The sequence below is a fragment of the Chitinophaga sp. CCNWYY40 genome (assembly GCF_037483205.1).
GTDB lineage: Bacteria > Bacteroidota > Bacteroidia > Chitinophagales > Chitinophagaceae > Chitinophaga > Chitinophaga ginsengisegetis.
The window spans coordinates 33,616-49,101 of record NZ_JBBHLF010000006.1 but is presented as its reverse complement, the minus strand read 5'-3'; the positions used below and the strand labels follow the sequence as shown (position 1 = coordinate 49,101).

At 48.9% G+C, this 15,486-nt stretch carries 9 protein-coding genes; 4 read left to right on the top strand and 5 right to left on the bottom strand.

The annotated features are described in order from the left end of the window. Positions 1 to 110: 110 nt before the first annotated feature. The gene (locus V7S65_RS22965; protein WP_336387928.1) at positions 111 to 2,342 is read right to left on the bottom strand and encodes an FUSC family protein; all 2,232 of its coding nucleotides are present in this window, start codon (positions 2,340 to 2,342) and stop codon (positions 111 to 113) included. 416 nt (positions 2,343 to 2,758) lie between these two features. Here V7S65_RS22965 and smc point away from each other — a divergent pair, with 416 nt between their 5' ends. After that, positions 2,759 to 6,289 carry a chromosome segregation protein SMC gene (smc, locus tag V7S65_RS22960; protein ID WP_079472832.1) on the top strand — a complete coding sequence of 1,177 codons (3,531 nt, stop codon included), beginning with the start codon at positions 2,759 to 2,761 and terminating at the stop codon, positions 6,287 to 6,289. A 77-nt stretch (positions 6,290 to 6,366) separates the two neighbouring features. Further along, entirely contained in the window at positions 6,367 to 6,762 is a 396-nt protein-coding gene (locus V7S65_RS22955) for a DUF4259 domain-containing protein (RefSeq protein ID WP_079472833.1), read from the top strand. 270 nt (positions 6,763 to 7,032) lie between these two features. Here V7S65_RS22955 and V7S65_RS22950 read toward each other — a convergent pair whose 3' ends face one another. After that, complete coding sequence (locus V7S65_RS22950; protein ID WP_079473119.1) at positions 7,033 to 8,298, bottom strand: NupC/NupG family nucleoside CNT transporter; 1,266 nt, start codon at positions 8,296 to 8,298, stop codon at positions 7,033 to 7,035. A 153-nt stretch (positions 8,299 to 8,451) separates the two neighbouring features. Between V7S65_RS22950 and V7S65_RS22945 the strand changes: the two genes are divergently transcribed. After that, on the top strand, positions 8,452 to 10,746 hold the full coding sequence (locus V7S65_RS22945) for a DUF7133 domain-containing protein (RefSeq protein WP_336387927.1): 2,295 nt from the start codon (positions 8,452 to 8,454) through the stop codon (positions 10,744 to 10,746). 342 nt (positions 10,747 to 11,088) lie between these two features. Further along, positions 11,089 to 11,463 carry a GreA/GreB family elongation factor gene (locus V7S65_RS22940; protein WP_111579673.1) on the top strand — a complete coding sequence of 125 codons (375 nt, stop codon included), beginning with the start codon at positions 11,089 to 11,091 and terminating at the stop codon, positions 11,461 to 11,463. A gap of 77 nt (positions 11,464 to 11,540) precedes the next feature. Here the strand turns inward: V7S65_RS22940 and V7S65_RS22935 are convergent, their stop codons facing one another. The 3 genes from V7S65_RS22935 to V7S65_RS22925 are packed head-to-tail and all read right to left on the bottom strand — an operon-like array spanning position 11,541 to position 15,403. Next, positions 11,541 to 12,071 carry a DUF192 domain-containing protein gene (locus V7S65_RS22935; protein WP_336387926.1) on the bottom strand — a complete coding sequence of 177 codons (531 nt, stop codon included), beginning with the start codon at positions 12,069 to 12,071 and terminating at the stop codon, positions 11,541 to 11,543. 12 nt (positions 12,072 to 12,083) lie between these two features. Continuing rightward, positions 12,084 to 13,265 carry an aminofutalosine synthase MqnE gene (gene mqnE / locus V7S65_RS22930; RefSeq protein ID WP_079472837.1) on the bottom strand — a complete coding sequence of 394 codons (1,182 nt, stop codon included), beginning with the start codon at positions 13,263 to 13,265 and terminating at the stop codon, positions 12,084 to 12,086. Beyond that, on the bottom strand, positions 13,262 to 15,403 hold the full coding sequence (locus tag V7S65_RS22925; RefSeq protein ID WP_336387924.1) for a M43 family zinc metalloprotease: 2,142 nt from the start codon (positions 15,401 to 15,403) through the stop codon (positions 13,262 to 13,264). Before V7S65_RS22925 ends, mqnE begins: the two co-directional genes overlap by 4 nt. Positions 15,404 to 15,486: the final 83 nt, after the last annotated feature.

Below are 15,486 nucleotides of genomic sequence, written 5' to 3'. Positions count from 1 at the left end.
CTTTTATCTCCCTTAATCCTTTATAAAAAACCTAAAAAAACAAAATCAAATTAATCAGTATAATCAGCGTAATCCTGCTCCAAGACAATTTCATCGCCGAAGGCGATCTCCTACGCGCTCTGCGCTAACGCTTTACTCATATCTTTTACGAGCGACAGGATCGCCACGAGCTGATCGTGCACCTGCTTGGTTTCCAGCATTTCATCGCGGGTTGCCGTAGGTCCTTTGCCTTCATTGATTTCCTGCTGACGCAGATGCACCAGGCTTTCCAGGTGGGCATCCAGCCGTTCAAAGGCGTGTACCTGCGGAGAAGGCTGGGCGCTGCTGCTGGTAGCCGGATCTGTGAGCAGGGTGAGCTGGTCCATACAATGGAGGAGATAATCCGTGATTTCGCGGTATTCCGGGCGTGGAAACTGCACCCCGTGATGCATGTTGTAAGCCGCCAGGGTGGCGGTGTGCGAGGTGAGCGTATGATTCAGCACCACGAAATGATACACTTCGGATGCGTTTTTCTGTTTGCTTTTTGGCTCCGACAACATGCGCTGGAAGGCCGACATCATATTAGCGGCGGCCACATAAGTATCTTTCCTGGCCAGTTTGAAATCCGTAACGGCTACCTTTTCATTGGAATAGGGGCGCATTACCAGTTCAAAATATTTCCGATTGGCTTCCATCATCTTTTTCATGTAATCCGGGAGGAAGTTATGCTCCCAGGTAGGCCACAGCAGCATGTTGGCAAAGAAGGCGATGCCTCCGCCGATAAAGGTATCCAGCACCCGCTGCGCTACATTGTAGAGGTCTGAAGGATGAAGGAAGTGCAGCAGGAAGATGATAAACGGCGTTACAAAAAATACGCTGACGGTATACTGGAAGCTCATAAAGCTATAGGCGCCCAGGATACAGATCAGCATCACAATAAAGATCACTGTATCGTTATGCGTAAGGTACAGCAGGCCGGCGGCAAATAAGGCGCCGGTAACGGTACCGATTAAACGCTGTATGCTGCGCGATTTTGTAAGCCCGAAGCCCGGTTTCAGGATCACTACTATGGTTAAGAGGATCCAGTATACCCGGTCGAGGTGAAGTGCGATGCCCAGCCCGTAACCCAATACGGTAGCCAGGCTCACGCGGATGGCGTGCCGGAAGATATGTGATTTGAAAGTGAGGTTGTCCCGGAACGTTTCAAAGTCATATTTCTGACGGGTAGTGAACTTCGACAGCTCCAGTTTTGGATCTATGGATTCGTCTTTCAGTCTTTCCAGGCGGGTGAGCCGGTGCAGGTTATAAATGCGCTGGGCCATGTCCTGCAGGTTTTGCAGGATGTTGCTCAGCGGGATGGTGCGGGTTCTTTCTTTAAGGGTAGGCAGTTTCATGGTAATGTCGGCAATGGCCTGTTTTACCTTTTCCATCTCAAACTTCAGGTTTGTTTTTGGCAGGGAGCGCTGACCCGCTGCCACGGCCATTCCTATGTTCTTCAGTTCCTGGGTGAATTCAAGGATAAGGGCGTGGAATTTCTCCAGGATCGCCAGGTCTTTAAAATCGGCCTGCAGGGCGTTATAGTCGGTTTGAGAGGCCATGATCTGTTCCTGGAGGTCTACCATATCCAGGAAAATGAGTACCATGCTTTTATTGAGACTGGTGGTGCCTTGTTGAGCCGATCTTCTTTTCAGCAGCAGTTCGCGTACATTTTCCTGTTTTTCGTTGACGATCACCTGCTGGTCCAGCACGGCTTTATAGTTCTCGCTTACATTTACGCCGGGCGTATAGAAGTTAGCCCTTACTTCGAGGTAGCGGGCGGTTTGCAGGATACAGTCGCCCAGTGCCTGCTGTACGTTGAGGTAGGGGCGGATCTGCCAGAGGATGAGCGCCAGCACTGCATACCAGATGCTGCCCAGCAGCACCATAGAGGAGTGCAGGAGCGTGAGCTTCGGGGTGAGCTGGGTTTCCCCGAGGATAGACACTACTACCAGCAGGCAGCCGGTACCAATGTTACCGCCGCGGTTACCATATACCAGCAGCATGGCAAACATAAAACAGCATACCGCTATCCAGATCGCCATCGGGATTACGTAAGGGATCAGCAAACCCGTGCCCAGTGCAGAAAAAAAGATCAGGATGGTGCTGATGATCAGGCCGTTCCGCTTATGTACAATGGTGCCGGGTACGTCGCTGAGGGCGGTACACAGGGCGCCCATCGACATAGCGATGCCCAGGTCCAGCATACCAAAGTATGCGCACACCAGTGAAGGCACTACCACACTGATGGTGGTACGCATACCGTTGCTGAAATGATAACTGTAAAGGAAATTTTTTATGTTATTGATCTGCTGTTCTGTACGCAAGCGTAAATGGGTTTTTGATGGCGCAAAGATAAGCGGATTACGCGGATTTTGTCTTCACCGGGATTACACTGATTAAACTGATTACATCTTTTTTATTCTTCTGAAGATGAATATATTATTTTTAACTATAATTTAATACCTGGCTCAGAAAATATCATTACGTGAATCAGTTTAATCAGAGTAATCCCGGTGAAGACAAAATCCGGGTAATTTTCTAACAGCGAATTAAATTCTAATTGTTCTTTTTACTATATTTATAACCAGTCTTTTAGACTTTAGTTGCGTGCTGCGGACAGAGGCAAATGACCGGTAATTGTGTATAAATAATTACTGTATATTATTGCATCTCACTTAAATTACTTTTTGATTCGGGTAAAATTATATCTTTGACGCCTTAAAAAACCTCGGAGTACGACGTGCGCTTAAAAACACTAGAAATTAAAGGCTTTAAAAGTTTTGCAGATAAAACCGTTTTGCAGTTTGATGAGGGCATCACTGGTGTGATTGGGCCAAACGGTTGCGGCAAAAGTAATATCATCGACTCCATCCGCTGGGTAATCGGCGAGCACAAGATCAGTAACCTCCGGTCTGATAACCAGGCTGGACTTGTGTTTAACGGTTCTAAAAGCCGCTCTGCAAGCGGTATGGCGGAGGTTAGTCTCACTTTTGAAAACACCAAGAACGTACTACCCACCGAGTTCACTACGGTGACGATTACACGCAAATTTTACAAGAATGGCGACAGCGAGTACCGCCTTAACGATGTGGCCTGCCGCCTGAAAGATATCCATAACCTGTTCATGGACACGGGCGTAAGTACCGATTCCTATGCCATTATCGAACTGGGAATGGTGGACGATATCATCAAAGACAAGGAAAACAGCCGTCGCCGTATGTTGGAACAGGCGGCAGGCATCTCCATATATAAAACCCGCAAAAAAGAAGCTAAGTCCAAACTGGACGCCACAGAAGGAGACCTGAACCGTATTGAGGACCTGTTGTTTGAAATCAATAACAACCTCAAAACACTGGAAAGCCAGGCCCGTAAGGCAGAACGCTTCTATGAAGTAAAAAAGGAATACCGCGAAATCAGTATAGAACTCGCTAAAGCCGCACTGGAAGGCTTTAACGTGACCTTTAAGGAATTGTCGGACACCCAGCAAAACGAAAGCGACCGCAAACTGGCACTGGAAACCGAGATCCTCACCGCAGAAGCGGCCGTGGAACAGGATAAGCTGCATTTTGTAGCAAAAGAAAGGGAACTGCAAACCATGCAGAAATCCTTTAATGAGCTGGTATCCACTATCCGCACCAAAGAAAACGATAAGAACCTCGCCACGCAGCAACTGACATATCTGCGCGAGCGGGAAAAAAATATCAGCGACTTCCTCAACAATGCGGAAGGGCAACTGCAGGGACTTACCACTTCCATTGAATTTACCGAGAAACAGGTGGAAGAAGAAGGGGAAGTGTTTGAAACAATGGCAGACGAACTGGACACCCTCCGCGATATGGTAGAGGAAAAGAAAGAACGCTTCCATCAGAAGAAACAAGCCCTCGAAACCCTGCGTAACGACCAGCAACGCTGGCAACGTCAGCAATTTGAGGCCGAAAAGAAAGTAGCCGTTGCCGATACTTCCGTCATGAACCTGCAACGCAGTATGCAGCAGCTCCAGGAAGAAAAGACCAGCCGTCAGCAGCAGATCGCCCAACTGGAAACAGAAAAGGAAGCGCTGCAGCAAACACTGACCGGCAGCAAAACGGAACTGGAAAACATGGTCCGTTTCCAGGAAGAAACCAAAAGTAAAATACTCGCCACCCAGTCTGATATTGAAGGACTGCGTGATAAGCTGGTAGATGAGAATCGTACCCTCGATTCCAAAAAGAACGAATTCGACCTGCTCAAATCACTGGTCGACAGCCTGGAAGGCTACCCGGAGAGTATCAAATTCCTCAAGAAGAATCCCGACTGGAACAATAACGCCCCCATCCTGAGTGATATATTTTTCTGTAAAGAAGAATACCGCACCTGCGTGGAAAACCTGCTGGAGCCTTACCTGAGCTACTATGTAGTGAACAACGTACAGGAAGCGGTACAGGCCATCCAGTTGCTCGATAACAACAAAAAAGGAAAGGCCAATTTCTTTATCCTCGATCAGTTCCGCACTGATTACAGTTCGCTGCTGGCGCCGGCAGGCACCATTCCTGCGCTGGAAGTAGTGGAAATTGAGGAGAAGTACAGGGGCCTGGGACAACACCTGTTGGGTAAAGTATTTATCGGGGAAGACCTTACCCGCCTGGAATTCAGTCAGGTGGCCGATGAAAGGATGCTGCTGGTAGAAAAATCCGGCCGCATGCATCGCGGTAAATACAATATCAGCGGAGGTTCTGTAGGATTGTTCGAAGGTAAGAAGCTGGGAAGGGCCAAAAACCTGGAAAAGCTGGAAACTGAGATCAAAGACCTCGAAGGAGTAGTGGGCCGCCTGAAAGTGGCGCTGCAAAGCAAACACGACGAAGTATTGGGCTACAACAGCCAGTTAAATGAAAATAATATCAATGCTGCGCGGGAAAGGGTAAACCAGTTGAGCAATCAGCTGTTTGGCTTACAGAACAGGATTGAAAACTTCCACCACCTCATTGAAGCCGGCGATAAACGCCTGGAGGAAATGCAGCAATCCCTGGAAACCAACCAGGAAAGCATTTCCGGCGTGAAAGACGAACTGGAAAGCCTGAACGAAAGGGTCACCGAATTGCAGGACAGCATCGCGGACGCCGACAGGATGGCCCAGGAAGCAGAGCAGCAGTTCAATATGGCTACGGTGCAGTTCAATAACCAAAACCTGCAACATACCCGCCAGCAAAGTAAAGTACAGGCCCTCAAACAGGAACTGGAATTTAAACGCAAACAACTGGCAGACCTGCATGTGCAGATTACCAGCAACAAATCGCAACTGGAAGACGCCGTGGCCAACATTGCCGGCGCCGTGGATAAACTGAGCCACGCGGACGACGGGCTCGTGGAACTGTTCCGCCAGCGCGAAGAAGAAGAAAAAGCACTCAACGAAAAAGACCAGGAATACTATAACTTCCGTAACCACCTACAGGAACTGGAAACCACGCTGAGAACAAAACAGCGCGCCAAACAGGAACTGGAACAGCAACTGAATACCATCAAGGATAAAGTAAATGAACTGCGACTGCAACTGGCTTCCATGAAGGAAAGGCTCAGCGTGGAGTTTAAAGTGAACCTCGATGAAATTATAGATGAGCAACGCAGCTCAGAGTTGTCGGTGGATGAATTAACGGGTAGTGCAGAGCGACTGAAAAAGCGCATGGAGAACATGGGGGAAATTAACCCCACCGCCATTGAAGCCTACCAGGAAATGAAGAAACGGTACGAGTTTATCCTGGAGCAGAAAACGGACCTGGTAAATGCGAAAGATTCCCTGCTGGCTACTATCCAGGAGGTGGAGTCTACCGCCAACCAGAAATTCCTGGATACCTTTAACCAGGTGAAGGAAAACTTTATCCGCGTATTTAAAGCTTTGTTTACGGAAGAAGATCAGTGCGATATGATCCTGAGCGATCCCGAAAACCTGGCGGATACCGGTATTGAAATCATTGCAAAGCCAAAAGGGAAGCGCCCGGCAGCGATTACGCAGTTATCCGGTGGTGAGAAAACACTGACGGCTACCGCATTGCTGTTTGCCATTTACCTGATTAAGCCGGCGCCATTCTGTATCCTGGATGAGGTGGATGCGCCATTGGATGATGCCAATGTGGGTAAGTTTACCAACATGATCCGCAAATTTTCGGATAATTCACAATTTATTATTGTAACACATAACAAGCAAACGATGGCTGCTGTAGACGTGATCTACGGCGTAACCATGCAGGAACCGGGTGTAAGCAAGCTCGTTCCGGTTGATTTCAGGAGTTTGAACTAGCCAGTTGGTTTGGTTGTTGTGAAGAGAGTTCATTACTTTTATTCTTGATTCTAAAAAAATAAAAAAACGTAAACACTATGGGCGCATGGGGCACCAGGAATTTTGAAAATGATGGATCACAGGATTGGATTTTTGACCTGATTGATAATAAAGACGGTGGTTTGGTGGCTGACACGTTAGCGCGTGTTATCAACAACATCGAAACACTGGAAATTTCGGATTGCGAAGAGGCGTTGGCCGCTGCGGAACTGGTGGCAGCATTGGTGGCACGCCCAAGCGAAGATTTCCCGGAAGATCCGTTGGATCAGCTGGATGTGCTGAACCTTATTGGTACACGCGCACTCAGAAACCAGGCAATCGCTGCTGTAAATAAAATTGTAGCAGCTTCCGAAATGAAGAATTATTGGGAAGATGCAGGTCAGGGCGAAGCATGGGCCGCTGTACAGGCAGGTCTCATCAAACGTTTGGAATAACTAACAGCAGGCATACCGGAACCTTTGTTTTCCGGGAGAACTGTTTTCCACTATATTATTGAAGCAGCGGATTGCAAAGCAGGTGTTACCCCTGATTGCTGTCCGCTGTTTTGTTATGGGCGTAAACTAACAGGTTCGCGGCAATTATTTATTGTTGCAGGCCCCTGCCCGTTGCAGCGAAGGGCCTGCGTAAAAATGTAAAGAGGCTGCGCAAAAAAAAAGGCCGATCCGCAGATCAGCCCTTTGAAATATCTTTCGTTATTTATCTCCCTAAATTAAAATACCCGCAATAGAGGCCGACATGTAAGACGCCAGCGTTCCACACAACAGCGCTTTTAGCCCCAATTTAGCCAGATCCGCCCTTCTGTCGGGTGCCAGTTCACCGATACCGCCGATCTGCATGCCTACGCTGCTGAAATTGGCAAAACCCGCAATGGCAATCGTAACAATGGCAATCCCTTTGGCACTTAGCACTGGTACTGTTTTATCAGTAAGACTTTTGAACGCCACAAATTCGTTGATGGTAAGTTTTTGGCCGAGCAGGGTAGCTACGTTTTGTACATCTCCCTGTGGTACGCCCATTGCCCAGGCCATTGGCATAAACACCTTTCCAAAGATCCAGTCGAGGCTGAGATCAAACTTAGGGTTGAAGATATGACCGATATGAATGAGGCCCCAGTCGATCAGCGCAATGAAAGCAATAAACCCGATCAGCATGGCTATCACGTTCATGGCTATCTTAAAACCATCGCCGGCGCCATGTGAAATGGCGTCGATCACGTTGGTATAATTACTTTTTACTTCCATTTTAACGCGGCCCATCGTTACGCTTTCCTCTGTTTCGGGGAAAACGATCTTGGATATTACGAGTGCGCCGGGTGCGGCCATCAGGCTGGCGGTGATCAGGAAGGGCGCAATGTGCAAACCTGCCTGTAATCCCATGTTCACATACACTACCAGGATACCGCCGGCAATACAAGCCAGGCTTCCACTCATGGAGGCGAGGATTTCACTTTTGGTCATGCTTGATAAGTAAGGACGGATCATCACCTGTGCTTCTACCTGTCCTACGAAGGCGCTGGCCACATTGCTCAATGCTTCTGCGCCGCTTACACGCATCACATAATTCATGGCGCGGGCAATCACCGCTACCACACGCTGCATGATGCCATAATGATATAAAACCGCTACCAGCACACACACCAGGATGATGGTGGCCGTAACGTTAAAAGCAAATACAAAACCACCGGCAGCATAATCCTTGATCCCGGTGCCATCGGGCTGCGATACGCCAATACCGCCATACACAAAGGCTGCACCTTTGCGGGCAAAGGCTTCCAGCTTTCCCATTGCATCGCCTACCCGCTGGAAGAACCAGGTAATAGGGGGCACCTTAAATACCAGAAAGCCGATTAGTACCTGTAAGCCAATACCACTGAACACCAGCCTGTAGTTGATCTTACTTCTGTTGTTGGAGAATAGAAAGGCGATACCCAAAATAAGTACAATGCCTATGATGCCCTGAAAGCGTTCCATAAATGCAAATAAATCGTAAAATGTATGCAATGAAGCGACGAAGATAAGTTTTTTTGCCGTCGCTCACATAGTAAACTGTTATCTCATATAATTTTTCAGAAAAAATATATTTAGAAATGTATTTTTATCGCTTTCGCAATCGAATAATAACAAATGCAGCGTATTCATTATCGTTTAATCACCACGTTATCCCTGGCTTTATTTGCCTGTGGACAAGGGAACCAGCAGAAAAACGGGAACAAGCACGAAAAAGATTCTATTGCCATGCGGGAGCAGTTTGCTACTTCACCCGTACTGGATGGCAAAACCGCCATCGGGCACATGCAGGTTGATGAAGGACTGGAAGTACAGCTGGTGGCCGCAGAACCAATGGTAGTGGCACCTGTAGCCATGACCTTTGACGAACGCGGACGCATGTGGGTAGTGGAAATGACCGGCTTCATGCCCGATACTGCCGGTACCGGGGAAGATAAACCCGATGGTAAAATTGTGATCCTGGAAGATACCAACCGCGATGGCGTAATGGATAAACGCACCGTATTCCTGGACTCACTGGTACTGCCACGGGCCATATGCCTGATAGAAAACGGGGTACTGGTAGCCACACCGCCGCAATTGTGGTTTATTGAAAATAACAGCGACAAACCCGGTAAGAGAACACTGGTGGATGACCAATACGCTGCCGGCGGAAATGTGGAACACCAGCCAAACGGATTGCTGCGCGCAATGGACAACTGGATCTATAACGCGAAATCGGATAGGCGTTACCGTAAGATGGGAGATAAGTGGCTGAAGGAACCCACGCATTTCCGCGGACAATGGGGCATTACGCAGGATGATCACGGTCGTCTTTACTATAATAACAACTCCGAAAACCTGCTGGGCGATTATTTTTCCCCGGGACTTGGCGGCACCAATCCGCAACAGAACAATGCCGCTGGTTTCGACCAGAAAATAGTACCCGATAACCGCACGTATCCCGCGCGTCCTACGCCCGGTGTAAACCGTGGTTACCAGAAAGGTTCGCTGGACGATAGTCTTCGCCTGGTGAAATTCACCGCCGCCTGTGGTCCGGTGATTTACCGCGCTAACCTGCTGCCGGCTACCTATGCCGGAAATGCCTTTGTAGCCGAGCCTTCCGCCAACCTGATCAAAAGAAATATTTTATCAGACAGCAGCTACATCGTAAAAGGTGTACAGGCGTATCAGCGGAAAGAATTCCTCGCCAGCACCGATGAGCGTTTCAGACCGGTGGACCTGCGTACCGGCCCGGATGGCGCTTTGTATATCGCCGATATGTATCGCGGCATCCTGCAACACAAAACCTACCTCACCGAATACCTGAAGAACGAAATAAAGATGCGTAACCTTACGCAGCCGCTGAACTGCGGACGTATTTACCGCGTTATTCCTGCCGGCAGTAAACCACAACCGGTAACGTTTGAACTTACGCCCGCCTTCCTCGGTAAAATGCTTGGTAATGAAAATGGTATTTTGAGAGATAAAGCGCAACAGCTCATCATTGATCAGCACTTAACCACGATGGCGCCGGAACTGAGAGCCATGCTGAAAGACGCGGCGCATCCGCTGACGCAGATCCACGCCCTCTGGACGCTGGAAGGGCTGCACAGCCTCACCGCAGAAGATATCAGCGGTATCTGGCAACAGCCGGATCCTGCGTTGAAGATGCAGGCCCTGGCAGCATTGCCGGCTGTATTAAACAGCAGCAGTATCAAAGCAACAATAGCGGCACTGGACTCGCTGTCGGATAACCCATACCTGGCGCCGGTGGTAGCCTATGTATTGCCTGTGGTTGGAAAACTGGATAAAGCCGCCGCCACCCGCCTGGAAGATAAAATGATAAAAACGTATGCCCCTGACCGTTATGTGGCAGCTGCACTGGTAAACAACGCCGCAAACCGCGAAGCGGCATTGCTGAAACAGGTCATTGCCTGGAATCCTGATACCACGCTGGTATTGCGCCGGCAGCTGGAAACAGTGCTGAAGAACATGGACAGCAAAGCAAATGCGAAAAAAATGGAGGCATTGCGGAAAGAACTGCCACGGGGATATAAGATTTTCAATACCGTATGTCAAACCTGTCATGGCAAAAGCGGGGAAGGCATTGCGTCTATGGCGCCGCCGCTGAATGAAAGCAATTGGGTAAACGGCAACAAGAAAGCATTTATATCTATTGTATTATACGGCCTTACCGGTCCGGTGGAAGTACACGGCAAAGTGTACAAAGCGCCGGAAATAAACGGCGATATGCCGGGTATCGGCGCCAGTGATGAATTCAGTGATGCAGATATTGCACAACTACTGACGTTCCTGCGCAGTGCCTGGAATAATAAAGCCGATAAAGTTTCTGCTGCAGATATCCAGCAGGTGCGGAAGCTGAACAATGGCCGCCAGAAGCCTTTCACAGCAGGAGAACTAACGAATTGACCGTTTGTTGTAAATAAAAGCCTTATCTTTGCCGGATACAATTATTTATTAATTGAATCCGGCAACTAACATATTAGTCTTACTCAATACACCCCGTGCATCCAAACGCACGTGCGGGTTCCTGTTGCCGTTCTTATCCTGCCCCAAAGACTTCAACAATTAAGCCCGGGCAACTTTTAGTACATAAAGTGTTGTACCCGGGGGGATAACTACCTGCGTAGTTTTATTCTGTTAGTATTTTCCAAAACAATCTTATAAAATCAGTTTTATGAATCGTCGGATAGCGGCAGTGGCGCTGTATCCGGGATCATCTGTAAACAACTGATATAAAACCCGGTCATCATGAAAAAGAAACAGATCATTGTGTCCCTGCATGATTACGAGATCCTTAAAACCCTGTGCTATCATGCACCGGGCACCGATAAGCTGAGAGAAGAGCTCGACAGGGCTACTGTCAGGAAAGGTAAGGTGCCTGCTGATGTGGTACAGGTAAATTCCTCCCTTAAATTCAGGGATGAGCGTAGTGGGGCTATTAGAAGTGTACAGCTGGTATTGCCGGCTGCCAGCAATTTACAGCTGGGTAAGTTATCGATCCTTTCTCCCATAGGCACGGCCCTACTGGGATATAGCACGGGGGATGTTATTGACTGGGAAGTGCCTGCGGGAAAAACGCAGCTGCATATCCTGGATGTAACAAATCCGGAGGGGAGTGTATAAAAGAGGCTATTAGTGTTAGCGATCAAATATGTATCATAGGAGCGAAAAAAGCCCTGGCGTCTGCCAGGGCTTCCTTTTTACTGATAAGTTATTTTATCGCCGTATTTGATGTGATACTTGTCGCAGAATCCACCGTTTACTTCCAGCACGTATTTGGCTTTTTTGAAAGAAGGAAGACTTTCTTCCGACAGGGGTGTTGCGTATTTCTGAATGGACACAATTTCCAGTTTATCATCTATGTAGATAATATCAAGGGAGATGTAGGTGTTTTTCATCCAGAAGGCGCGTTCTTCCATGTCGGGGAAAATGAAAAGCATACCCTGATCATCTGTCATGGATTTACGGTACATCAGTCCATCGGCGCGCTGTTCGTCTGTTTGGGCCAGCTGGATATCTATTTTCCGCAGGGTATCTGCTCCTGATTTGGAAACGAATGCCAGGGCGCCTTGTTTTTTAAACGCGATGCCGTTGGATGTTTCACCGGTAGTTTCCGTAGTGGCCGTCGTGTTGGTGCCGGTAGCTGCGGAACTGTTGGTGTTACTGTTGTTCTGATGACAGCCAGCGATATATAAACTGGCTATCAGGATACATTTCAGGTGTAATTGCATAAAACAGCGATACTATTTGGTCAGCAGTTCTTCGTCTGAAAAAACTACATCTGTGTAATCTCTTATTTCGTTGTACACGGTATCTCTTTCCACGGGTCTTCTGCCGGCCTGTTTGATGAGCATGGTAAGCTGGGCGGTGTTCATAGAAGGGTTTTGTTCTTCCGAACCGGCCATAGAATATATTTTGGTGGTATCATCTATGGTGCCGTCCAGGTCATTCACACCGAAAGACAGGGTAAGCTGTGCGGTGTTTCTTCCCAGCATAGGCCAGTAGGCTTTCAGGTGGGGGAAGTTATCCATGTATAAACGTGCGATGGCGTACAGCCTGAGATCTTCCACGATGGAGGATTCCGGGATATGCGACATATCGTTGCCTTTATTACGGAACTTCAGCGGGATGAAGGTATTGAAGCCACCGGTTTCGTCCTGCAGGGAACGTAAGCGTTCCATGTGGTCGATGCGGTCTGCAAAAGATTCAACATGACCGTACAGCATGGTGGCGTTGGTGTGCATGCCGCGGTTGTGGGCAGCTTTATGAATGGCGAGCCATCCGTCGGCATCTACTTTATCGTGGCATATTTTAGCGCGCACTTCGGGTGCAAATATTTCAGCGCCGCCGCCTGGCATGGATTGCAGGCCGGCTTCGTTGAGGATACGCATACCTTCTTCTATGCTTACTTTGGCTTTGCGGAACATGTAATCCAGTTCCACAGCGGTAAATCCTTTGATGTGCAGGTCCGGACGGTGCGCCCTGATCTTCTGGATCAGTTCCACGAAGAAGTTGAGCTGCATTTTTGGGTGTACGCCGCCAACAATATGTACTTCTGTAACGGGTTGGTTATCGTATTTTTTAACGATGTCCATCATCTGGTCGATACTCAGTTCCCATCCGTCTTCCCTGTTTTTATACAACCGGGAATAGGAGCAGAAGTGGCAGGTGAATACACAAACGTTGGTAGGTTCGATATGGAAGTTACGGTTGAAGTAAGTCTTGTCGCCGTGCATTCGCTCGCGTACCAGGTTGGCTAACGCACCCAAAAAGCCGATATCGCCTTTTTCAAATAAGATCAGCCCTTCTGCGGGTGTAATTCTTTCCTGTTGGAGGATCTTTTCTGCAATGCCCTTCAATGCTGCGTCCAGGTTGGGTTGCTGAAGGAGCGTTTGAACAGCCGGATAATCTTGTCTCATCGTCATCTTACTTTCATTAATTTGATGGTGTTGGCCCTGTTCCTGTAAATTAATTTTACAAAATAAACACCATTTGGCTCATTTACCAAATTAAAGGTCAGCCGGTTGCCGGCGCCGATAGCTGCTGCCGGGCGGCTCATAATAAACTGTCCCTGTACATTGTAAATGGATACCTGCAGCAGGTCTTCCGGTATTTCCAGGAATGTTACCCAAACGATGCCGTCTGTAGGGTTGGGATTCACCAATACTCCTTTTTCACCGAGGGTTTGATTCACTGATTTGGTGACAATATTAATATTATCAATATAAATGTTATTCTCTGAGTTTGAGATGTTTCTGAAGGCTACCTGGAACTTTCCTTTATGACTTACAGCGGTCAGATCCACAGAATCACGGCGCCATTCGGTGGCGGTAGGGATGTATTCTGTTTGAACAGCTGTGGGGCGTGTAATAAGATTCGGCCCCCATTTGGAATACAGGACCTGGCCGGTTTCGCGGCAGTCGTTGGTAACCAGCACCTGCAGGGTATCCCATGCGTTTCCGGTGGCAGCGGGGTCGGTAAATACCGCTGCGGCTACATCGAAAAAGAGGAATACGGAGTCGGCGCCCTTTGGATCAATGACCGGTGTAATGAGGTCATCAGTCTGGTCGTTGGTATTGTATCCGAGGTTGCGTATGAGGGCGGAAGCGTTGCTGCCTTTGCCCACATTCCGCACGCGTTCCCAGGTGAAGCTGTGGTCAGGATTATAGAGGTCCCAGCCCGGGGGCGGGAAGCTGTCGTTTTCAAAGCCCTCTTCAAAAGGCAGGGTGGCTTCCGCATCATAACGGAAACGGATATCCGCTGTATCGTTGGTAACGTTTCCATCCGGCTGGCCGTTGGGCGATTGCGTATATGCTTTCAGGTTATAGCTGCCGATTGCTACATTGGAAGAAGGAAGTGTTACGGTGGTTTGCTGCAAACTGGCCAGGTTGCCCGCCCACTGGTAAGAAGTAAGGGCGCCGTTGTTTACCTGGTACCAGATGCTCACGGCAGTGAGGGCATTGGCGCCGCGGTTACGCAGGGTTACTACCGGTGTAATATTGTTGTTGCATATCTTGCCATCCGGGGCGTTGATGCTTACCAGCGAGGCGTCGTTATTCACCATAACAGGAGGTACGCAACCGTTGGACGTCATCAGGCCGGCGGTTGTATTTTCCAGTACAAAGCGCATGCGATCCACCTGTCCGGCGGTAAAGAGGTGCATACAGGCGTCATCGGTATAGTCCATGTAGTTCATGAACATTATGCCTGGTGAAGTAGCGGTGCAGTTGTCGAGCCGCGGAAAGGAGGGGCATCCATACGTGTTGTCGCCTTGCAGGGGCGTATCGGTGATACCATCATCAATGGTACATCCTCCGTTATCGTCTCCCCAAATATGCTTTAAACCGAAATAATGGCCTATTTCATGCGTGGCGGTTCTGCCGAGGTTGTAGGTACTGCCTACGCTGCCGGTAGTGCCAAAAGCGGAATATTGCACCACTACGCCTTCCTGTTCAACAGGGTAGCCGGTACCCGGAGGGGCGGCCACGCCGAGGTAATTGCCGGAAAGGCGGGTAACCCAGATATTGAGGTATTTGCTGTGATCCCAGGCGTCGGAGCCGCCGGTATTGTTGTACTTAGCGTCTGCCGCTGCGTTGCTGATAGAAAAGCTTTGGCCGGCAGCTGTTTGTACCCTTACAATGCCATTGGTAGGTTCATCGTCGGGGGTTCTTTGGGCGAGGCAGAAATTGATGCGGCTGTTGCCGATCCGCGCCTGCCATACTGCGGGCACCTGGCTGATGTCGGGATTGGCGGCGTTGTAATCCCGGTTCAGGGCGTCGATCTGGGAGGCGATCTGTGCATCGGTTACCAGCGCAGGATTATCCAGCACTACGTGGACCACCACGGGAACAGATACTGTTTGCGGAATGGCTTCCACCATTGCACGCAGCTGTTGCCGTTGCTGGCCCAGCATCATTTTATTTTCGTTATTCTGTATAATATTTTGAAGAGAAGGAATTTCTTTTACCCGCTGTTGCAGTGCTTCGGCGGTGCCGCATTTACGTTGACCGTTGGCCGTAGCGCAATAAAAAAAGGTAACCAGGGCGAGGATATAGTGACGCAAAAAAATAGATTTTGGCTCTGAAGATACGCGAAAAATGTGTTTCTGAATCTCCCGCAAAAAAAAGCGCTCCGGATCAAACCGGA